This is a genomic window from Streptomyces sp. NBC_01716 (assembly GCF_036248275.1).
Lineage (GTDB): Bacteria > Actinomycetota > Actinomycetes > Streptomycetales > Streptomycetaceae > Streptomyces.
This window is the reverse complement of the sequence record NZ_CP109181.1, coordinates 6,413,616-6,433,216: the sequence shown is the minus strand read 5'-3', so window position 1 is coordinate 6,433,216 and position 19,601 is coordinate 6,413,616. Positions and strand designations below refer to the sequence as shown.

Genomic DNA, 19,601 nt, shown 5'->3' with positions numbered 1-19,601 from the left:
AAGGCGTCGTCAGCCCTTGACGGCCCCGGCGGAGACACCGGTCACCAGATGGCGCTGCGCGAACAGGAAGACGATCGCCGCCGGTATCGCGATGAGCACGGACGCCGCCGTCATCGGACCCCACTGGGCGCCGTACTGGTTGACGAACTTCTGCAGCCCGCCGGCGAGGGTGAGGTTCTCGTCGCCGACCATGAAGGCGGAGGCGTACGCCACTTCGCCCCAGGCGGTGACGAAGGAGTAGAACGCGGTGACCGCCAGGCCGGGCTTGGCGAGCGGCAGGATCAGCCGCCAGAAGGTGCCGAACGGGGTCAGCCCGTCGACCATGCCCGACTCGTCGATCTCGCGCGGGATGGTGTCGAAGAACCCCTTCATCATCCAGGCGCAGAACGGCACGGCGATCGTGAGGTACGTGATCACGAGTCCGGCGGCCTGGTTGAGCAGTCCCAGGTCCGACATGATGTTGTAGAGCGGCACGATGAGGACCGCCATCGGGAACATCTGCGTGACCAGCAGGGTCCACATGAGGCCGCGTTTGCCGGGGAAGCGGAAGCGGCTGACGGCGTAGCCGGTGGTGGCGGCGGTGAACACGCCCAGCACGGTGGTGAATCCGGCGATGAGCAGCGAGTTGCCGAACCAGGTGAGGAACGGGGTGTCGTCCAGCAGCTTGGTGTAGTTCTCGAACGTCGTCTCCTTGAAGAAGTCCGTCGTCGTCGCGTACGCGGCGGGCTTCAGCGACGTCAGCAGGACCCACAGCACGGGGAAGACGGCGATGACGGACGCCACGATCAGGGTGGCGTGCAGGCCGACGGACGCGGCCCTGGAGCGGTCGCCGCGGCGCCGTACCCTCACCGTCGGCCGCGCGGGGGCGGCCGGTGTCTCGGGCTGCGTATGTGTCACGGCGGTCACCAGGTATCTCCCTGCTTGCGGAGGACTCGTTGGTAGACCACGGCGAAGATCATCAGAAGGACGAGGATCAGTACGCCCCAGGTGGACGACTGGGCGAAGTCGCGGGGGCTGATCTCGAAGGAGAACTTGTACGCCTGGGTCACCAGGATCTGGGTGGCCTCGCCGGGCCCGCCCCTGGTCAGCAGGAAGATCACCGGGAACATGTTGAACGTCCAGATGGTGCTGAGCAGGATCACGGTCGCGCTGACGGACCTGAGGCCGGGCATGGTGATGTGCCGGAAGCGCTGCCAGGGGCCGGCGCCGTCCATCTCGGCGGCCTCGTACATCTCCCCCGGGATGGACTGGAGTCCGCCGAGCAGGGCCACCAGCATGAAGGGCACGCCGAGCCAGATGTTCACGGCGATGACCGAGAACTTGGCCCAGGTCGGGTCGTTGAGCCACGGCACGGCGTCGATGCCGCCGCCGGCGAGCAGCTTGTTGAGGAAGCCGCGGTCCTCGTTGTAGAGGAAGCGCCAGGCGAAGACGGAGACGAAGCCCGGGACCGCCCACGGCAGGATGAGCATCATCCGGTAGAGGGAGCGGCCCGCGATCCGGCGGTTGAGAATATTCGCCAGGGTCAGGCCGAGGACGAAGGTGAGACCGACGCAGGACACGGTCCACACCAGCGTCCAGCCGAGCGTGGAGAGGAACTGACCACCCGTCAGGGCGTCGGCGTAGTTGTCGAGACCGACGAACTCGTAGGTGGCGGGCAGGTGGTTGACGCCGATGTTCCGCTCGACGTTGCGTTCGTTCGCGTCGGTCAGCGACAGATAGACGCCGCGGACCAGCGGGTATCCGACGATCACGCCGATCACGGCCACCACGGGGGCGACCATGGCCCAGGCGTACCAGTGCGTCGCGAGCGAACGCCGCAGCCCGCCGGGGGGTTTGCCAGTGCCGCGGCTCCGGCCGCGGGCGACTTCCGAGTCACCCGCGGCCTTCGCCGCCGACTGGCCGGTGTGGACAGCCATCAGCCGGCCTGCCTTCCTTCCTCTCGCTCCGTCTTACTTCCAGCCCTTGAGCAGCTCGCGGTAGGAGTCGCCGGTCGCCTTGACACCCTTCTCGGGGGTGGTCTGGCCGGTGAGGACCTTCGTGTACTCGGTCACCAGCGGGGCGAACAGGCTGCCGGTCTCCGGGATCCAGGGGCGCTCGATGGCCTTGTCGACGACGGGCTTGAAGAAGCCGACGATCTCGTTCTCCGCGACCTCGGGCCGCGAGTAGACCGAGGTACGGGTCGGCAGCAGGTTGAGCTCGGTGGTGATCCTCGCCTGGGACTCGGCGGAGGACATGTACTCGATGAACGCGTAGGAGGCGTCCAGGTTCTTGGAGCCCGCGTAGACGGCGAGGTTGTGGCCGCCCTGCGGGGCGCCCTGGCCGGCCGAGCCGGCGGGCACGGGGGCGACTCCCAGGTTGGTCTTGTCCTTGAACTGCGGTCCTGCGTAGGTGTCGGCGATCGCCCACGGGCCGTTGATCATCATGGCCACGTCGCCGTCCTTGAAGGCGGCCTGCATGTTCTCCCAGCCGTCGGTGGCGTCCGTCTTGGCGGCGCCGGAGTCGACGAGGTCCTTCACGACCTCCATGGCCTTGACGCCGGCCGGGCTGTCGACGGTGACCGTCTTGTCCTTGGCGTTGACCAGGTCGCCGCCCTCGCCGTAGAGGAACGACAGGAACCTGTACGCGTCGTCGCCGCGCAGATACATCCCGGTCTTGCCCGTCTTGTCCTTGATGGTCTTCGAGACCGTCTTCAACTCGGCGATGGTCTTGGGGACTTCGACCCCGGCCTCCTTGAAGAGCTTCTTGTTGTAGAAGATGCCGAGGGAGTCGATGACCTGCGGGACGGCGTACGTCTTGTCCTCGTACCTGGTGGAGGCGGCGGCCTGCGGTACGAAGTCCTTCTCGTCCTTCAGCGCGGGCGTGCCGTCCAGCGGCGCGAGGTAGCCGAGATCGGCGAACTCGGGCGTCCAGGCGACCTCGGAGCGGATGACGTCGGGCGCGCCGGAGCCGGACTGAGCGGCGTTCTTGAACTTGTTCTGCGCCTCGCCGAACGGCACGTTGACGTACTTGACGTCGACGCCCTTGTGTTTGGCCTCGAAGTCCTCGGCGAGCTTCTTGAAGACCTTGTCCTCGCTGCCCACCGTCGAGGTGTCCCACCAGGTGACCGTTCCCGTGAGCTCGCCCGAGCCCGACTTGCCCGCGGACTCCTCGTCGTCGCCGCCGCAGGCGGTCGCCGCGAGCGCCAGGGTCGCGACCAGGGCGGTGGCCGTTATGCCACGTCGCATCTGAAACTCCTTCAACTGCCGTACCGCTCCGTCGCGGCGCCGGGTCGACGTGAAGGTAACAAGGATGAAAGAAGGCCGAAAGAGCTTGCGGAAGATTCCTGCAAGCATCCTTGATCGTTACATTCGCGTGTCCTCACAGTTGCCACAAGGGTTCTTGACGGGGAGTGCGCCAGCTGGCAAGTGCGCTCCGCGTAAGCCGATATCGGCCCGGCGCACGCGTGCCGCGCTCCGGCGGAGCCGTCTCGCAAGACATTGCAAGATCTTGCCGGTGCGAGCCCCGCAAGCCACTGCAAGCCCGTCGGCACCGACCGTCCGGTCGGTGCCCGTGGCTGATTCAGGCGCATGGTGGGCAATCCCGGCAGACGCCCGGTACAGTCCACTCCCATGACCGCACGGCTAGCCGACATCGCAGCCCAGGCGGGGGTCAGCGAAGCGACGGTCAGCCGCGTACTGAACGGCAAACCGGGTGTTGCCACGGCCACCCGCGAATCCGTACTCGCCGCACTCGACGTCCTCGGCTACGAGCGCCCCGTGCGGCTGCGCAGACGCAGCGCCGGACTCGTCGGACTGATCACACCCGAGCTGGAGAACCCGATCTTCCCCGCGCTCGCCCAGGTCATCGGCCAGGCACTGACGCGCCAGGGCTACACACCCGTCCTCGCGACGCAGACCCCCGGCGGCTCCACCGAGGACGAGCTGACGGAGATGCTGGTCGACCGGGGCGTCTCCGGCATCATCTTCGTCTCCGGGCTGCACGCCGACACCTCGGCGGACATGCGGCGCTACGAGCAACTGCGCGCCCAGGGTGTGCCGTTCGTCCTTGTCGACGGTTTCTCGCCCCAGGTGCGCGCGCCGTTCATCTCGCCGGACGACCGGGCGGCGATGCGGCTGGCCGTGACGCATCTCGTCTCGCTGGGCCACCGCCGGATCGGTCTCGCCGTCGGACCGAAGCGGTTCGTGCCGGTGCTGCGCAAGATCGAGGGCTTCCGCGCGACCATGGGTGAGCAGCTCGGGCTGGACTCCGAGGAGACGGAGGAGCTGATCGAGCACTCCCTGTACACACTGGAGGGCGGCCAGGCGGCGACGACGGCGCTCATCGGGCGGGGCTGCACGGCGGTGGTGTGCGCGAGCGACATGATGGCGCTGGGCGCGATCCGCGCCGCAAGACAGCTCGGCAAGGACGTGCCGCGCGAGGTGTCCGTCGTCGGTTTCGACGATTCGCCGCTCATAGCGTTCACGGATCCGCCGCTCACCACCATCCGCAAGCCGGTGCCTTCGATGGGCCAGGCCGCGGTCCGTACGCTCCTGGAGGAGATCGGGGGGACACCGGCTCCGCACAGCGAGTTCGTCTTCATGCCGGAACTGGTCGTTCGCGGTTCAACCGCCTCCGGTCCGGCGCCGGGCCCCGTGGGGTGATCCCCCAGGGAAACCGGCCCTGAGTAGGGGTCTCGGAGTCGTCCCCAAGGCGTAGCGCGTGCGTTCAGGACCCACCCGAGGGATGATCGGTCGAAGGCGGAAATCTGGCAGACTCTCTCTCCATGGGTGAAACGACCGTGAAGATTCCGGAAGGCACGACGGCCCCGCCGACACCCCCCGCGGGTGCGACGGCCGACGCGTCCGGCCCGGGGTCCCGGTCGGGCCGGCTGCGCCGGATGAGGTCGCCCCGGCACCCTCGCCTCTGGTTCGAAATCCTGCTGATCGCGGTGAGTTACTGGACGTACTCACTGGTCCGTAACGCGGCGCCCGAGCAGAAGGCCCAGGCCCTGCACAACGCGGACTGGATCTGGGACGTAGAGCGTTCAATGGGTCTCGCCTTCGAGGAGAGCGTCAACCATGCCGTGAATTCGGTGACATGGCTTGTCGTCGCGATGAACTACTACTACGCGACGCTCCATTTCATCGTCACGATCGCCGTGCTGGTCTGGCTCTACCGCAGTCATCCGGGCCGTTACGCGGCCAGTCGGCTCGTCCTCTTCGCGACTACAGGCGCGGCCCTGGTCGGTTACTATCTGTATCCGCTCGCGCCGCCCCGGTTGATGAACGGGCAGAATTTCATCGACACGGTGCAGGTCCACGAGACCTGGGGCTCGATGGCCTCGGGCAACTTCAAGAACGTGTCCAACCAGTTCGCGGCGATGCCGTCGATGCACATCGGCTGGTCGCTCTGGTGCGGGCTGACCATTTTCGCCCTGGCCAGGACGCCATGGGTGAAGATCCTCGGACTGCTCTACCCGACGGCGACGCTGATCGTGATCGTCGCCACCGCGAACCACTTCTGGCTGGACGCGGTGGGCGGCATGATCTGCCTGGCGTTCGGCTTCGGCGTCAGTTACGTCTGGTTCCGGGCGCTCCCTCACCAGCTGCCGCGGCTGATCGAGGACGACGTGCGTCCGGAACGGCGGCGGTGGCTCCGACGACCGGGTGCCGGCCCGCGGACTCAGCCGGGCACGGGGTCCGCGCAGGAGCCCGCCGGGCAGGCGGCCACCACGGCGCAGCCCGCCCCGCCCGCCCAGATCCCCAGGACCGGACAGGCCGCCAGGACCCCGCCGTCCCCGCGGCGCGCGCCGTCCAGCCCGCACGGCCCTCCGCCACAGGGCGGGCCCTCCGCACCGACCACACAGACGACTCAGACCGCTCCGTAGAACAGCTCGTCCATCACCGCGCGAGCCCGGCGGGTGGTCCGCAGATAATCGTCGATCATGTCGCCGGTGTGCCCGTTGTACGGGGAGGGGCCGGGCGCCATCGACCCGGGGCCGTAGCCCAAGTACCGCCCCATGGCGGCCAGTTCACGGCCAGCCGACGGGAAGGTGTCGCCCGCCCTGCCCCGTACGAGCATCACACCGTTGCGCACCCGGGTCGCCAGCACCCAGGCCTCGTCGAGGACCTGGGCGTGCTCCTCGGAGATCAGGCCCGCGCTCCGCGCGGCGGCCAGCGCCTCGCGCGTACGGGTCGTACGCAGGCCGGGCACCTCCCGGGCGTGCCGCATCTGGATCAGCTGCACCGTCCACTCGACGTCCGAAAGACCGCCCCGGCCCAGCTTGGTGTGCAGGTTGGGGTCGGCGCCGCGCGGCAGCCGCTCCGACTCCATCCGCGCCTTGAGCCGGCGGATCTCGCGTACGGCGGCCTCGCTCAGACCGTTGGCGGGATAGCGCAGCGGGTCGATGAGCTCGATGAACTCGCGGCCCAGTTCCGCGTCCCCCGCCATCGGCTCGGCGCGCAGCAGCGCCTGGCTCTCCCAGCCCAGCGACCAGCGGCGGTAGTAGGCGGCGTAGGAGGCGAGGGTGCGCGCCAGCGGGCCGCTCTTGCCCTCCGGGCGCAGATCGGCGTCGATCATCAACGGCGGGTCGGACGCGGGCAGCTGGAGAAGCCTGCGCATCTCGGAGATGACGGTACCGGCGGCGCGTGACGCCTCGTGGTGGCTGACGCCCTCGCGCGGCTCGTACACGAACAGGACGTCGGCGTCGGAGCCGTAGCCCTGCTCGTGGCCGCCGAAGCGGCCCATGCCGATGACCGCGAACCTGGCGGGCAGGGTGTCGCCCCATGTCTGGCGCACGGCGGCGCGCAACGCCCCCGACAGGGTGGCGGAGTTGAGGTCGGTGACGGCGTTGCCGACCCGGTCGACGAGCGCGCCGGGGTCCTCCTCCGCGGGGCTCTCCTCGGTGCCGTAGGAGCCGATGATGTCGGCGGCGGCGGTCCGGAACAGCTCGCGGCGGCGGACCCCGCGGGTGACGGCGACGGCGATCTCGGCGGTCTCGGCGCGGCCGACGGCGGCCAGGATCTCCTGCTCCAGATGGTCCCGGCCGCGGGGCCTGAGTCCGTTCGGGTCGCCGAGGATGGCGACCGCCTCCGGGGCGCGCAGCAGCAGGTCGGGGGCGAGGCGTCCGGCGGACAGCACCCGGGCGAGGTTCTCGGCGGCGGCTCCCTCGTCACGCAGGAGCCGCAGATACCAGGGGGTCTTGCCGAGCGCGTCGGAGACCTTGCGGAAGCCGAGCAGTCCGGCGTCCGGGTCGGCGGAGTCCGCGAACCAGCCCAACAGCACGGGCAGCAGGGTCCGTTGGATGGCGGCCTTACGGCTCACGCCGGACGACAGCGCCTCCAGATGCCGCAGCGCGGACACCGGGTCCGCGTAGCCGAGGGCTCCCAGGCGCTGGCCGGCCGCCTTCGTACTGAGCCTGATCTCGCCGGGGGCGAGCTGGGCCACGGCGTCGAGCAGCGGCCGGTAGAAGAGCTTCTCGTGCAGCCGCCGCACCATCGAAGCGTGCCGTTTCCAGGCCCTGTTGAGCTCGCCGACCGGTTCGGTCCGCAGCCCGAGGGTGCGGCCCAGCCGGCGCAGATCGGCCTCGTCGTCGGGCACCAGATGTGTACGGCGCAGCCGGAACAGCTGGATGTGGTGCTCCATGGAGCGCAGGAAGCGGTACGCCTCGTCGAGCTGCGCCGCGTCGGTCCTGCCGACGTAGCCACCGGCTGCGAGGGCCCGCAGGGCGACGAGCGTGCTGCCGCTGCGCAGCGAGGCGTCGCTGCGGCCGTGCACCAACTGGAGGAGCTGGACGGCGAATTCGACGTCCCGCAGCCCCCCGGGGCCGAGCTTCAGCTCACGGTCGACCTGGCCCACGGGGATGTTGTCGACGACCCGGCGGCGCATCTTCTGTACGTCGGGGACGAAGTTCTCCCGGTCGGCGGCCTGCCAGACCATGGGCGAGACGGCGTCCACGTAGTCCCTGCCGAGGGCGAGATCGCCGGCCACGGCGCGGGCCTTGAGCAGCGCCTGGAACTCCCAGGTCTTGGCCCAGCGCTGGTAGTAGGCGAGATGGCTGGAGAGGGTGCGTACGAGCGGGCCGTTGCGGCCCTCGGGGCGCAGATTCGCGTCGACGGGCCAGATGGTGCCCTCGGCGGTCGTCTCGGAGCAGATCCGCATCATGTGGGCGGCGAGCCGGGTGGCCGCCTGGATGGCCTTGGCCTCGGTCTTCGACGTGTCACCGGTGTCCTCGCCCGCCAGATGGTCGGCCACCAGGGTGTGGGCGGGCTCGCCGACGAAGATGACGTCGACGTCGGAGACGTAGTTCAGCTCCTGGCCGCCGCACTTGCCGAGCGCCACGACCGCGAGGCGGCACTGGGCCGCGTCCTCGGGGGCGGAGGTGCGGGCGATGGCGAGCGCGGCGCGGAGCGTGGCGGTCGCGAGGTCGGCGAGTTCGGCGGCGGTCTGCGCGACGTCGGTCGTGCCGCAGACGTCGCGGGCGGCGAGGGCGAGCAGACAGCGGCGGTAGGCGACGCGCAGCGAGTCGACGTCGTTGGCGTCGGCCAGCCCGGTCTCGAACTCGGCGACGCCGGGGTGCAGATCGGTCGACTCGTACGTGACGAGGACCCGCCAGTCGGCGGGGTGCCTGGCCAGATGGTCACCGAGCGCCTCGGACGCCCCGAGGACGCCCAGCAGCCTGTCCCGCAGCGGCTTCGCGGCGATCAGGGTGTCCAGCAGGACCTGCCGGTCGTCGCTGTCGTGCGCCTCGGCCAGCCGGACGAGGCCGCGCAGCGCCAGATCGGGGTCGGCGGTGGAGCCGAGCGCGTCGAGGAGGACGGAGTCGCCGCGTACGGCGGCCATCTCGGGGACGGCGAGCAGATCCTCGGCGGCGGACGGGTCGGTGAAGCCGTGCCGGAGCAGGCGGGTGAACGTACTGCTCCTGCGTCCCTGCACCGTCATCCGGCCTTTCGTCTGTCCGCCCGAGGTCCGGGCCCGAGCCTAGGCCCTGTCCGGCGGATCTGCGCGGATCGGCCCGGGGCGGCTGGTGCGGTGCATCGCAAGACGGAGGATCGTGCTCGTACTGGACGTACTTGGACGACTCCGACAACGCGGCGAGGTGCCGTGCCGGGCGTTCCGGGCCCGCGAAGATCCGCCGGACAGGGCCTAGTACTGAGTCACTCGCACGGGGCCGGTGTGCCGGTCCGGCGATGAGTCCTGGTGTCGCGGCCGGTCATCACTTACGGAAGGCTCGTGAGCGTACTCCCGCTCGCCGCCGTACAGGACCTCACCCGAAGGGACCGCGCCATGGCGCACAAGGAACCGGCCAGCACACACCTGGACCACCGCTACAGCCACCCGACGGCCGTCGTGGAGGACTGGGCCGACGCGGTGGCCCGGCTGACGGAGGCCGAGATCTTCTGGCTCTCGACCGTACGCCCCGACGGCCGCCCGCATGTCACCCCGCTGCTGACGGTCTGGTCACGGGACGCGCTGTACTTCAGCTCGGGAGACCGGGAGCGGAAGGTCATGAACCTCCAGCAGAACCGCGAGGTCGTCCTCACCACCGGCACGAACACGCTCAACGAGGGCCACGACCTGGTGGTCGAGGGCGAGGCGGTCCCGGAGACGGACGACGCGCGGCTGCGCGAACTGGCGGCGCTGTGGGAGCGGAAGTACGGCTCGGTCTGGCACTTCGACGTGAAGGACGGCGCGTTCGTGGGCGCGGGCGGCCCGGCCCTGGTGTTCGGAGTCACCCCCCGCACGGCCTTCGGCTTCGCCAAGTCCCCGTACAGCCAGACCCGCTGGCAGTTCACCTGACGGCCGGCGGGCGCGGGCGGGAGTCGTGCCCGCCCGGCAGCGGCGGTGCGGGGCCCGGCTCGCCCGAGGTGGCCTGGACACGTGGTCGTAGCATGGGTTATCGCCATGGACACGATCAGCATCTGGGAATTCGTCGCGCTCGCCGCCGCCGCCGCGCTCGTCGGCTTCTCCAAGACGGCGGTCAGCGGCGCCAACACGGTCAGCCTCGCCGTGTTCGCCGCCGTGCTGCCGGCCCGTGAGTCGACCGGGGTGCTTCTGCCGATCCTCATCGTGGGCGACACCATCGCCGTGCTCACCTACCGCAGGCACGCGCACTGGCCGACGCTGTGGCGGCTCTTCCCGGCCGTCGCCGCCGGTGTGGTGGTCGGGACCGTCTTCATGCTGTGGGCCGACGACGGAGCCGTACGCGTGTCCATCGGCTCGATCCTCCTGCTGATGGCGGGCGTCACCATGTGGCGGCGCCGTTACGCGCCGGAGGAGGACACCCCGCAGGACTCGGCGTCGCTCAAGGGGCGCGTCAAGGCGCGCTCGTACGGGGTGCTCGGCGGGTTCACGACGATGGTCGCCAACGCGGGCGGGCCCGTCATGTCGCTGTACCTGCTGTCGGCGGGCTTCCGGAAGCTCGGCTTCCTGGGGACGTCCGCGTGGTTCTTCCTGATCGTCAACACCACCAAGGTGCCCTTCAGCGCGGGCCTCGGCCTGATCGACCGAGACTCGCTGACGCTGGACGCGCTGCTGGTGTTCTTCGTTCTGCCCGGCGCCCTCGTCGGGAAGCTGTGCGTGGACCGTATCGACCAACGGGTCTTCGAGCGGCTGGTGATCGGCGCGACGGTGCTGGGCGGCCTTCAACTACTGCTGCGCTGAGCCACGTCGTACGACTCCCGTGCGGCCTCGACCTGTTCGATGTTCCGCTCGGCCCAGCCCGACAGGGCGTACAGCACCGGCATCAGGCTCTGCCCCAGCGGCGTGAGCGCGTACTCCACCCGGACCGGCACGGCCGGGGTGACGGTGCGCGAGAGCAGGCCGTCGCGTTCGAGCCTGCGCAGCGTCTGCGTCAGCATCTTGGGGCTGGCGCTCGCGATCGTACGGGCGAGGTCGCCGTACCGGCGCGGTCCGCCGGCCAGTTCCTTGAGGACCAGCGAGACCCACTTCTCACCGATGCGCTCCAGCAGCCGGTTGGTCGGGCAGTCGGCGACCCGGGTCAGATGCGAGGTCCGGGCGTCGGCCCGCCGCTCGGCGGCGGTACGGGTCGTCATGGCTCTCCTCCGCGTGCCCTGGGCACTTTGAAGTGCGTACTCCCGCCCCACGGTAGCGCCGCCTAATTTCGGTCGTGAGCGGCACGATCACCACCGATCAGGGAGCGGATCCACCATGACCACCATCGCCGTCCTCGGCTCAGGCAGCGTCGCACGGGCCCTCGCGGGTCCCTGGAGCGACGCCGGCCACACGATCGTCGTGGGCTCCCGCGACCCCGGGCGGACCGCCGCCGAGCGGCCCCTGCCGGGCGTACACGTCACCGGTCTGCCGGACGCGGCACGGGCGGCCGACCTCGTGGTCAACGCCCTGCCCGGCACGGCCTCCTTGGACGTCCTCACGGCCCTCGCGCCCCACCTCGCGGGCAAGGTCCTCGTCGACGTCGCGAACGCGGTCGAGACGGACGCACAGGGCTTCGCTTCGGCCACCCCGTACCCCGGCGGGAGTCTCGCCGAGGAGATCCAGCGGGCGCTGCCCGCCGTACGCGTGGTGAAGACCCTCAACACGGTGCACGTGTCGCTGATGGCCGCCCCGCGCACCCTCGCGACCCCACCGTCGGCGTTCCTGTCCGGCGACGACCCCGGGGCCAGGAAGACGGTCGGCGCGCTGCTGACCGACCTGGGGTGGCCCCCGGAGTGGATCGTCGACCTCGGCGACCTGCGCACGGCACGGGCCCCGGAGGCGTTCCTGCTCCTGGTGGGGAGTCTGGTCCGCGCGTGGGGCCCGGTGCCGTTCGCGATGTCGGTCGCCCGCTGAGGGACGGCTACAGCACCGGCAGCAGGTTCTTCAGCTCGAAGGCGGTGACCTCGGAGCGGTACTCCTCCCACTCGCGCTTCTTGTTGCGCAGGAAGAAGTCGAAGACGTGCTCGCCCAGCGTCTCCGCGACCAGTTCGCTCCGCTCCATCAGCGAGATCGCCTCGCCCAGGTTCTGCGGCAGCGGCTCGATGCCCATCGCGCGGCGCTCCGAGTCGGACAGCGCCCATACGTCGTCGTCCGCGCCCGCCGGGAGTTCGTAGCCCTCCTCGATGCCCTTGAGGCCGGCGGCGAGGAGGACCGCGTACGTCAGGTAGGGGTTCGCGCCGGAGTCGATGGAGCGGACCTCCACGCGCGCGGAGCCGGTCTTGCCGGGCTTGTACATCGGGACGCGGATCAGGGCGGAGCGGTTGTTGTGGCCCCAGCAGATGTAGGAGGGGGCCTCGCCGCCCGAGCCCGCCGTGCGGGTGGAGCCGCCCCAGATGCGCTTGTAGGAGTTGACCCACTGGTTGGTGACGGCCGAGATCTCGGCGGCGTGCTTGAGCAGTCCGGCGATGAAGGACCGGCCGACCTTGGAGAGCTGGTACTCAGCGCCGGACTCGTAGAACGCGTTGCGGTCTCCCTCGAAGAGGGAGAGGTGGGTGTGCATGCCGGAGCCCGGGTACTCGCTGAACGGCTTCGGCATGAAGGACGCCTGGACGCCCTGCTCCAGCGCGACCTGCTTCATGACCAGGCGGAAGGTCATGACGTTGTCGGCGGTGGAGAGCGCGTCGGCGTACCGCAGGTCGATCTCCTGCTGGCCGGGAGCGCCCTCGTGGTGGCTGAACTCCACGGAGATGCCCATGGATTCGAGCATGGTGATCGCCTGGCGGCGGAAGTCCATGCCCACGTTCTGCGGGGTGTGGTCGAAGTAGCCGGAGCTGTCGGCGGGGGTCGGGCGGGTGCCGTCGACCGGCTTGTCCTTGAGGAGGAAGAACTCGATCTCGGGGTGGGTGTAGAAGGTGAAGCCGAGGTCCGAGGTCTTGGCGAGGATCCTCTTCAGGACGTAGCGGGGATCCGCGAACGACGGTGAGCCGTCGGGCATCAGGATGTCGCAGAACATCCGCGCGGTGCCCGGGGCCTCCGCGCGCCACGGCAGGATCTGGAAGGTGCCGGGATCGGGCTTGGCGATCATGTCCGACTCGTACACCCGCGCGAAGCCCTCGATCGCCGAGCCGTCGAAGCCGATGCCTTCGTCAAAGGCCTGCTCCAACTCGGCGGGGGCGACGGCGACCGACTTGAGGAAGCCGAGCACATCGGTGAACCACAGGCGTACGAAGCGGATGTCCCGTTCCTCGAGGGTCCGGAGGACGAATTCCTGCTGCTTGTCCATGTCTGCTGTCCTACCCATCCTTGCCGGTCAGGCCGCCTGCTCCCACGCTGCCGAGTACACCGGGGCACCCGAGCATGACACCACAGGATTTCCGGAAGGTTGCACACCGGCGTACTAAAGCATTGTCAGACACGCGCCCCGTAGCTCGCGCGCCCGGGGCCGGGTAGGGACGCGCCTCAGTGCAGCGGAGCCGCCGTGTCCGACCAGCCCAGCGGGTACGGCTCCCCGTCGTCGCCCGGCATGGGCCGCTCCCCGCCCGCCTCGGTGAAGGCCGTGAGGGCCTCCACGAGCGCCGTACGCTGCTCCGGGGCCAGCCGCTCGACGATCGCCGTGATCTCCCGCCTGCGCGCCGCCGAGACGTCCGAAACGAGCGTCCGGCCCTCGTCCGTGAGCCGCAGCACCGTCTCGCGCCGGTTGCCGGGATTGACCCCGCGCTCGGCGAGCCCGGCGGCGATGAGCCGGTCGACCATCCGCATCGCGGTGGAGGGGTTCACCCCGAGCCGGTCTGCGAGCGACACCAGGTTCGCGCCGCCGTACGCGGAGAGCACCTTCAGGAGCCGGAACTGCGGCAGGGTGACCCGGCCCTCGACAGCGGTCAGGGAACGGACGGACACCGCGACGAGCAGCCGTGAGGCGATCAGGACCGCCCGGGTCACGGCGTCGACGTCGGGCTCGCTCGGCGAAGGTTCCGGAGGGTCGGCCATAACCTCTTTGTACCGCGCCGGAGCCCCGGCAGGCCCCTCCCGTACGACCGGGGGACGCCGCCCCACGGCACGTTCCGGACTTGGTACCCCCTGCGCACTCCTGCTCGGCCACCTGTACGGACTACGATCTGCGCCCATGGGGGGACGACAGCGCATACGTCACGCGCGTCCCACGGCCTTGCTCAGCGCCGTGGCGACGCTGCTCGCCGCGCTCTACTTCTGTCTGACCCCCGTCGACACGCACCACTCGGCCTCCTCGTCGCCGACGGCGGAAGCGGCGGCGGACACGGCCGCGGGCATCGCTCGCACCGGCATCACCCTCCGTACGGAGGTGGAGGGCACGGCCGCCCGGCCCGCCGCGCCCCCCGAGTACACCTGCCCGTACGACCCCGGCGGCTGCCGCTTCCTCCCGCACTTGAGTCCGGCCGTGCTCACCGCGCCGCACCCCGCCGACCCGCTCGGCACCGGCGACGTGAGCCCCGCGCGTCTCGCACTCCCGCCAAGCACCGGCCAGGTGTCCCGGTCCGGAGCGCTTCCCCGCGCGCCGGACCTCCACGTCCTTCAGGTACTGCGGACGTAGCCGGGCCCGCGCCCCCACCGGGTGCCCGTAACTCCCCCACCCCCGTTCCGCAGGTTTCCGAGAAGGACGAACAGACACCATGGCTTCCAAGTCCAAGACCCAGAGCACCGAGCGCAAGGCCCGAATAGAGCAGATGCGCCGCGCGGAGCGCATCCGTGAGCGCCGCAACCGCATCATCACGATCACCGCGAGCGCGGTCGTCGTCGCGGCGCTCGTCGGCTTCGGCGCGTTCGTGCTGAACAAAGAGTCCGACGACAAGAAGAAGCAGGAGCAGGCCGCGGCCGAGCCCGTGACGGGCGAGAAGTCCTGGGACGCCGAGAAGCTGGGCCGCGACCATGTCGCCGAGGCGGTCAAGTACCCGCAGACGCCGCCCGTCGGCGGCAACCACAACCAGGTCTGGATGAACTGCGCGGGCGACGTCTACAAGGAGCCGGTGCCGGACGTCAACGCGGTGCACTCGCTGGAGCACGGCGCGGTCTGGATCACGTACAACGACAAGGCGCCCGAGGGCGACGTGAAGGCGCTCGGCGACCTCGTGGGCAAGACGCAGTACTCGCTGATGAGCCCCGTCAAGGAGCAGGCCGGCGCGATCATGCTGACCGCGTGGGGCAAGCAGGTCACCGTCGACAGCGCGAAGGACCCGCGGGTCGACCAGTTCCTCGCGAAGTACGTGCAGGGCCCGCAGACGCCTGAGCCGGGCGCCGCGTGCACCGGTGGAATGGGTGCCCAGTGACGCGCACGAGCTGGGCCGCCATCACCGCGGTCGTCCTCGCCCTGCTGTTCGCTGGGGCGGCCACGGTCGCCTCCGCGGGCAGCGACGACTCGCCCCGCGCGGCTGCCACGCCCACGGCGGAATCGGCGGAGGCGGGATTCGCGCGTGACATGGCGGTCCACCACCAGCAGGCGGTGGAGATGTCGTTCCTGGTGCGGGACAGCACGGACGACGAGGAGGTGCGCCGCCTCGCGTACGACATCGCCAACACCCAGGCGAACCAGCGCGGCATGCTGCTGGGCTGGCTCGACATGTGGAAGCTGCCGAAGGTCGCCACGGACCAGAAGCCGATGGCCTGGATGGAGCGGGGCGAGCACGCGGGTACGGACGACATGGCCGGCATGGAGGGCATGGACCACGGCGGCCACGAGGTCCGTGACGGCTCCCTGATGCCCGGCATGGCGACGAAGACGGAGCTGGAGACGCTCCGGACCGCCAAGGGCGAGCAGGCCGAGATCCTGTACCTCCAGTTGATGACCGACCACCACAAGGGCGGCGTCACGATGGCCCAGGGCTGCGCCGATCTGTGCACGGTCGACACGGAGAAGGCCTTGGCCAAGGGCATGGTGGCGGCCCAGCAGTCCGAACTGGGCCTGATGGCCGACCTCTTGGAGGCCCGGGGCGCGAAGCCGCGCACCTGACGTACGACGTGACGCGCGAGGTACGAGGCGCACCGCCGCCCCCGTCCGTGGAGATCATCTCCGTGGGCGGGGGCGGCGCCGTTCGGGCGGTGCGCGCTCGGCCCCGCCGGACCCACGATTCACCCGTTCGGGTGACTGCGGTCGCGTACACCCGTACGGCCCCATGACGATGGGTGCGCTCGGGAAGGACGGCATTCAGGAGGGACGAACCCCATGACCAACGCCAGAGACATCATGCATCCCGGCGCCGACTGGATCCCCTCGCACGAGACCCTGGACCGGGCCGCGCAGCTCATGCGGGACCTGGACGTGGGCGCGCTGCCCATCGCGGACGTCGACGAGCGGCTGACGGGCATCCTGACCGACCGCGACATCGTCGTGGGCTGTGTGGCGCAGGGCCACGACCCGGCGAAGACCACCGCGGCCGAGATGGCGAACGGCACACCGCGCTGGATCGACGCGGACGCGGAGGTGGACGACGTGCTCGAAGAGATGCAGGAGCACCAGATCCGCCGGCTGCCCGTGATCGAGAACAAGCGCCTCGTCGGCATGATCAGCGAGGCGGATCTGGCGCAGCACCTGAGCGAGGAGCAGATCGCCACGTGGGCCGAGCAGGTCTACGCGGCCGGCTGAGCAGCCTCACAGGCACCGGGCGCGTGTGCGGGCCGCTGCCCCGTGGCGCGGCTCACACACGGCCCGTGCGTGGGTTCTGTCGGCCGGATCCTGCCCCGCCACCCCATCGCGTCAGAGAGACGATTACAGTGGACGCGTGCCTCAACTACGTCTCGCTCTGAATCAGATCGACTCGACTGTCGGCGATCTCGCCGGAAACGCCGAGGCGATCGTGCACTGGACCCGGCACTCCGCCGAGCAGGGCGCGCATCTCGTCGCGTTCCCCGAGATGGTGCTCACCGGCTACCCCGTCGAGGACCTGGCCCTGCGGTCGTCCTTCGTCGAGGCGTCCCGCGACGCGCTGCGCGCGCTCGCCGCGCGGCTCGCCGACGAGGGCTTCGGCGAGCTGCCCGTCGTGCTGGGCTATCTCGACCGGTCCGAGCGGGACCGGCCGCGGATCGGCCGGCCGGCGGGCTCGCCGCAGAACGCCGCCGCCGTGCTGCACCGGGGCGGGGTGGCGCTGTCGTTCGCCAAGCACCATCTGCCGAACTACGGCGTCTTCGACGAGTACCGCTACTTCGTGCCCGGCGACACCATGCCCGTCGTACGGGTGCGCGGCATCGACGTCGCCCTCGCGATCTGCGAGGACCTCTGGCAGGACGGCGGCCGGGTCCCGGCCACCCGGTCCGCCGGGGCCGGTCTGCTGCTCTCGATCAACGCCTCGCCCTACGAGCAGGCCAAGGACGACACCCGGCTCGAACTCGTACGCAAGCGCGCCCAGGAGGCCGGGTGCACCACCGCGTATCTGGCGATGATCGGCGGCCAGGACGAGCTCGTCTTCGACGGTGACTCGATCGTCGTCGACAAGGACGGCGAAGTCGTCGCGCGCGCACCGCAGTTCTCCGAGGGCTGTGTGGTGCTCGACCTCGATCTGCCGGCGGCCGCCGCCGAACCGCCGGCCGGCATCGTGGACGACGGGCTGCGCGTCGACCATGTCGTCCTCTCCGAGGAGCCCGTCGCCGCCTACGAGCCGGAGCTGGCCGGCGGTTACGCGGACCGGCTGGACGACGACGAGGAGGTCTACTCCGCCCTGGTGGTGGGCCTGCGCGCGTACGCGGCGAAGAACGGCTTCAGGTCCGTCCTGATCGGCCTCTCCGGCGGCATCGACTCGGCCCTCGTCGCCGCGATCGCCTGCGACTCGCTCGGCGCGGAGAACGTCTACGGCGTCTCCATGCCGTCGAAGTACTCCTCGGACCACTCGCGCGGTGACGCGGCCGAACTGGCACGCCGTACGGGGCTGAACTTCCGCACCGTTCCCATCGAGCCGATGTTCGACGCGTACATGGACTCGCTCGGCCTGACCGGACTCGCCGAGGAGAACCTCCAGTCGCGGCTGCGCGGCACGATGCTGATGGCGCTGTCCAACCAGGAGGGCCAGATCGTCCTCGCGCCGGGGAACAAGTCCGAGCTGGCGGTGGGGTATTCGACGCTGTACGGCGACTCCGTCGGCGCGTACGGCCCGATCAAGGACGTCTACAAGACGACGGTCTTCCGGCTCGCCCGCTGGCGCAACCGCGCCGCCGATGAGCGCGGCCAGACCCCGCCCATTCCGGAGAACTCCATCACCAAGCCGCCGAGCGCCGAACTGCGCCCCGGCCAGGTCGACACGGACTCGCTGCCGGACTACGACGTGCTGGACCGGCTGCTGGCGCTGTACGTCGACCGCGACCAGGGCAAGGACGCGATCGTCGCGGCGGGTTTCGACCCGGCGGTGGTGGCGAAGACGCTGCGCATGGTGGACACGGCGGAGTACAAACGACGGCAGTATCCGCCGGGCACCAAAATCTCCGCGAAGGGCTTCGGCAAGGACCGGCGGCTGCCGATCACCAACCGCTGGCGGGAATCGCCGAGCCCGTGAGCAGCCGGACGACTGGACGGCCGAAGCGCCGAACAGGCCCGGCGGAGCTCAGAGTTCGATACGGGCGGCGATCGGCAGATGGTCGCTGCCCGTCCGGGGCAGCGTCCACGAGGACAGCGGCTCGACGCCCTTGACCATGATCTGGTCGATCCGCGCCATCGGGAACGCCGCGGGCCAGCTGAAGCCGTAGCCGTCACCGGCGGCGCCCTGGGTGGAACGCATCTGCGACGTCACGGCGTTCAGGGAGCGGTCGTTCATCGTGCCGTTGAGGTCGCCGAGCAGCACCACCCGCCGGATCTCCTCGTCCGCGATCGCCTCACCGAGCGCGTCGGCGCTGTTGTCGCGCTGGTTGGCGGTGAATCCGGCGTGCAGCTTGACGCGTACGGACGGCAGGTGCGCCACGTAGACGGCGACCTCGCCCTTCGGCGTCGTCACCGTGGCCCGCATCGCGCGGGTCCAGCCCATCCCGATGTCGACGGGGCTGCTGCCGGTCACCGGGTACTTGCTCCAGAGGCCCACCGTGCCCTGCACCGAGTGGTACTTGTACGTCCCGGCCAGCCCCTTCTCGTACGTGGGAACCGCCGACGCCTTCAGCTCCTCCAGCGCGACGACGTCCGCGCCCGACGCGGCGACCTCGCGCGCGGTTCCCTCCGGGTCGGTGTTCTCCGCGTTGACGTTGTGCGTGGCGACCGTCAGATCGCCGCCGCCGCCCGACTTGTCGAGGAGCAGCCCGCCGAAGAGATTGACCCAGACGACGGCGGGCAGCAGGAGCGCGATCAGCGCGGTGGCGGAGCGGCGTACCAGCGCGCCCACGAGAATCACGGGGACGAGCAGCCCCAGCCACGGCAGGAACGTCTCCATGAGACTGCCCAAGTTGCCGATGCGGTTGGGGACCTGGGCGTGCAGGATCATCAGCAGCGCCGTCAGGACGGCCAGCACCGCGAGGACGAGACCCCTCCGCCAGATCCCGCGGTCGCCGCGTACACGGTCGACGAAGGCCCGGAACCGGCTCGTGGGAGGGTCGTTGTCCTCGGCGCCGTCCACCTGGGACTCAGCCGTGTACTCCTGCGTCATTCCGCCTGCCCTCGCTGCCTTGCCGTGCACGCCCGCCGTCGACCCTAGGCGATGACGGGCGCTTTCCCTGCCGTTCCCCCACGACGGCCGTACGGGCACAAGGACGAGTGGTGAGGGGCGGCGGGTTCCGGACGAGGGTGAACG

Annotated in this window: 18 protein-coding genes; 10 read left to right on the top strand and 8 right to left on the bottom strand. The window is 70.2% G+C overall.

Translation table 11 applies throughout. The annotated features are described in order from the left end of the window. Positions 1 to 9 precede the first annotated feature (9 nt). The 3 genes from OIE74_RS28355 to OIE74_RS28345 are packed head-to-tail and all read right to left on the bottom strand — an operon-like array spanning position 10 to position 3,224. Positions 10 to 906 carry a sugar ABC transporter permease gene (locus OIE74_RS28355; RefSeq protein ID WP_443076255.1) on the bottom strand — a complete coding sequence of 299 codons (897 nt, stop codon included), beginning with the start codon at positions 904 to 906 and terminating at the stop codon, positions 10 to 12. Then, complete coding sequence (locus OIE74_RS28350) at positions 903 to 1,916, bottom strand: carbohydrate ABC transporter permease (RefSeq protein ID WP_329388541.1); 1,014 nt, start codon at positions 1,914 to 1,916, stop codon at positions 903 to 905. The genes OIE74_RS28355 and OIE74_RS28350 overlap by 4 nt, the downstream gene beginning before the upstream one ends. 33 nt (positions 1,917 to 1,949) lie before the next feature. After that, complete coding sequence (locus OIE74_RS28345) at positions 1,950 to 3,224, bottom strand: extracellular solute-binding protein (RefSeq protein WP_329388539.1); 1,275 nt, start codon at positions 3,222 to 3,224, stop codon at positions 1,950 to 1,952. A 384-nt stretch (positions 3,225 to 3,608) separates the two neighbouring features. Between OIE74_RS28345 and OIE74_RS28340 the strand changes: the two genes are divergently transcribed. Then, a complete protein-coding gene (locus tag OIE74_RS28340) occupies positions 3,609 to 4,640 on the top strand; it encodes a LacI family DNA-binding transcriptional regulator (RefSeq protein WP_329388537.1) in 1,032 nt (343 codons plus the stop codon). Positions 4,641 to 4,762: 122 nt separating this feature from the next. Then, positions 4,763 to 5,866, top strand: a complete 1,104-nt coding sequence (locus OIE74_RS28335) for a phosphatase PAP2 family protein (RefSeq protein WP_443076254.1) — start codon at positions 4,763 to 4,765, stop codon at positions 5,864 to 5,866. Here the strand turns inward: OIE74_RS28335 and OIE74_RS28330 are convergent. Beyond that, the gene (locus OIE74_RS28330; RefSeq protein WP_329388535.1) at positions 5,851 to 8,919 is read right to left on the bottom strand and encodes a bifunctional [glutamine synthetase] adenylyltransferase/[glutamine synthetase]-adenylyl-L-tyrosine phosphorylase; all 3,069 of its coding nucleotides are present in this window, start codon (positions 8,917 to 8,919) and stop codon (positions 5,851 to 5,853) included. The genes OIE74_RS28335 and OIE74_RS28330 overlap by 16 nt on opposite strands. Before the next feature lie 345 nt (positions 8,920 to 9,264). Here OIE74_RS28330 and OIE74_RS28325 point away from each other — a divergent pair, with 345 nt between their 5' ends. Together OIE74_RS28325 and OIE74_RS28320 are read left to right on the top strand one after the other, a co-directional pair. Continuing rightward, complete coding sequence (locus OIE74_RS28325) at positions 9,265 to 9,777, top strand: pyridoxamine 5'-phosphate oxidase family protein (RefSeq protein ID WP_329392469.1); 513 nt, start codon at positions 9,265 to 9,267, stop codon at positions 9,775 to 9,777. A gap of 105 nt (positions 9,778 to 9,882) precedes the next feature. After that, positions 9,883 to 10,641 carry a sulfite exporter TauE/SafE family protein gene (locus tag OIE74_RS28320; RefSeq protein ID WP_329388533.1) on the top strand — a complete coding sequence of 253 codons (759 nt, stop codon included), beginning with the start codon at positions 9,883 to 9,885 and terminating at the stop codon, positions 10,639 to 10,641. Here the strand turns inward: OIE74_RS28320 and OIE74_RS28315 are convergent. Continuing rightward, the gene (locus OIE74_RS28315) at positions 10,623 to 11,033 is read right to left on the bottom strand and encodes a winged helix-turn-helix transcriptional regulator (RefSeq protein ID WP_329388531.1); all 411 of its coding nucleotides are present in this window, start codon (positions 11,031 to 11,033) and stop codon (positions 10,623 to 10,625) included. The two genes, OIE74_RS28320 and OIE74_RS28315, sit on opposite strands and share 19 nt — an antisense overlap. A gap of 115 nt (positions 11,034 to 11,148) precedes the next feature. Between OIE74_RS28315 and OIE74_RS28310 the strand changes: the two genes are divergently transcribed. Continuing rightward, positions 11,149 to 11,787, top strand: a complete 639-nt coding sequence (locus OIE74_RS28310; RefSeq protein WP_329388529.1) for an NADPH-dependent F420 reductase — start codon at positions 11,149 to 11,151, stop codon at positions 11,785 to 11,787. 7 nt (positions 11,788 to 11,794) lie between these two features. Here the strand turns inward: OIE74_RS28310 and glnA are convergent, their stop codons facing one another. Then, entirely contained in the window at positions 11,795 to 13,156 is a 1,362-nt protein-coding gene (gene glnA / locus OIE74_RS28305) for a type I glutamate--ammonia ligase (RefSeq protein WP_329388527.1), read from the bottom strand. Positions 13,157 to 13,332: 176 nt separating this feature from the next. Next, positions 13,333 to 13,860 carry a MarR family winged helix-turn-helix transcriptional regulator gene (locus tag OIE74_RS28300; RefSeq protein ID WP_329388525.1) on the bottom strand — a complete coding sequence of 176 codons (528 nt, stop codon included), beginning with the start codon at positions 13,858 to 13,860 and terminating at the stop codon, positions 13,333 to 13,335. 136 nt (positions 13,861 to 13,996) lie between these two features. Here OIE74_RS28300 and OIE74_RS28295 point away from each other — a divergent pair, with 136 nt between their 5' ends. The 5 genes from OIE74_RS28295 (at position 13,997) to OIE74_RS28275 (ending at position 18,383) form a co-directional block, all read left to right on the top strand. Next, on the top strand, positions 13,997 to 14,440 hold the full coding sequence (locus tag OIE74_RS28295) for a hypothetical protein (protein ID WP_329388524.1): 444 nt from the start codon (positions 13,997 to 13,999) through the stop codon (positions 14,438 to 14,440). A 79-nt stretch (positions 14,441 to 14,519) separates the two neighbouring features. Beyond that, positions 14,520 to 15,173, top strand: coding sequence for a DUF3105 domain-containing protein (locus OIE74_RS28290; RefSeq protein WP_329388522.1), 654 nt, complete (start codon positions 14,520 to 14,522; stop codon positions 15,171 to 15,173). Further along, positions 15,170 to 15,853 (top strand): DUF305 domain-containing protein, encoded by a 684-nt coding sequence (locus OIE74_RS28285; protein ID WP_329388520.1) that lies wholly within the window; start codon positions 15,170 to 15,172, stop codon positions 15,851 to 15,853. Before OIE74_RS28290 ends, OIE74_RS28285 begins: the two co-directional genes overlap by 4 nt. A gap of 213 nt (positions 15,854 to 16,066) precedes the next feature. After that, complete coding sequence (locus OIE74_RS28280) at positions 16,067 to 16,486, top strand: CBS domain-containing protein (RefSeq protein ID WP_329388518.1); 420 nt, start codon at positions 16,067 to 16,069, stop codon at positions 16,484 to 16,486. Positions 16,487 to 16,622: 136 nt separating this feature from the next. Continuing rightward, positions 16,623 to 18,383, top strand: a complete 1,761-nt coding sequence (locus tag OIE74_RS28275; RefSeq protein ID WP_329388516.1) for an NAD+ synthase — start codon at positions 16,623 to 16,625, stop codon at positions 18,381 to 18,383. Positions 18,384 to 18,431: 48 nt separating this feature from the next. Here OIE74_RS28275 and OIE74_RS28270 read toward each other — a convergent pair whose 3' ends face one another. Beyond that, positions 18,432 to 19,457 (bottom strand): endonuclease/exonuclease/phosphatase family protein, encoded by a 1,026-nt coding sequence (locus OIE74_RS28270; protein WP_329388514.1) that lies wholly within the window; start codon positions 19,455 to 19,457, stop codon positions 18,432 to 18,434. Between the last annotated feature and the right edge of the window lie 144 nt (positions 19,458 to 19,601).

What these genes read in the sequence shown, in the direction of transcription:
- OIE74_RS28350 (WP_329388541.1), bottom strand. Translation starts at nt 1,916, where the DNA reads ATGGCTGTCCACACCGGCCAGTCGGCGGCGAAGGCCGCGGGTGACTCG.
- OIE74_RS28345 (WP_329388539.1), bottom strand. Translation starts at nt 3,224, where the DNA reads ATGCGACGTGGCATAACGGCCACCGCCCTGGTCGCGACCCTGGCGCTC.
- OIE74_RS28340 (WP_329388537.1), top strand. Translation starts at nt 3,609, where the DNA reads ATGACCGCACGGCTAGCCGACATCGCAGCCCAGGCGGGGGTCAGCGAA.
- OIE74_RS28335 (WP_443076254.1), top strand. Translation starts at nt 4,763, where the DNA reads ATGGGTGAAACGACCGTGAAGATTCCGGAAGGCACGACGGCCCCGCCG.
- OIE74_RS28330 (WP_329388535.1), bottom strand. Translation starts at nt 8,919, where the DNA reads ATGACGGTGCAGGGACGCAGGAGCAGTACGTTCACCCGCCTGCTCCGG.
- OIE74_RS28325 (WP_329392469.1), top strand. Translation starts at nt 9,265, where the DNA reads ATGGCGCACAAGGAACCGGCCAGCACACACCTGGACCACCGCTACAGC.
- OIE74_RS28320 (WP_329388533.1), top strand. Translation starts at nt 9,883, where the DNA reads ATGGACACGATCAGCATCTGGGAATTCGTCGCGCTCGCCGCCGCCGCC.
- OIE74_RS28315 (WP_329388531.1), bottom strand. Translation starts at nt 11,033, where the DNA reads ATGACGACCCGTACCGCCGCCGAGCGGCGGGCCGACGCCCGGACCTCG.
- OIE74_RS28310 (WP_329388529.1), top strand. Translation starts at nt 11,149, where the DNA reads ATGACCACCATCGCCGTCCTCGGCTCAGGCAGCGTCGCACGGGCCCTC.
- glnA (WP_329388527.1), bottom strand. Translation starts at nt 13,156, where the DNA reads ATGGACAAGCAGCAGGAATTCGTCCTCCGGACCCTCGAGGAACGGGAC.
- OIE74_RS28300 (WP_329388525.1), bottom strand. Translation starts at nt 13,860, where the DNA reads ATGGCCGACCCTCCGGAACCTTCGCCGAGCGAGCCCGACGTCGACGCC.
- OIE74_RS28295 (WP_329388524.1), top strand. Translation starts at nt 13,997, where the DNA reads ATGGGGGGACGACAGCGCATACGTCACGCGCGTCCCACGGCCTTGCTC.
- OIE74_RS28290 (WP_329388522.1), top strand. Translation starts at nt 14,520, where the DNA reads ATGGCTTCCAAGTCCAAGACCCAGAGCACCGAGCGCAAGGCCCGAATA.
- OIE74_RS28280 (WP_329388518.1), top strand. Translation starts at nt 16,067, where the DNA reads ATGACCAACGCCAGAGACATCATGCATCCCGGCGCCGACTGGATCCCC.
- OIE74_RS28270 (WP_329388514.1), bottom strand. Translation starts at nt 19,457, where the DNA reads ATGACGCAGGAGTACACGGCTGAGTCCCAGGTGGACGGCGCCGAGGAC.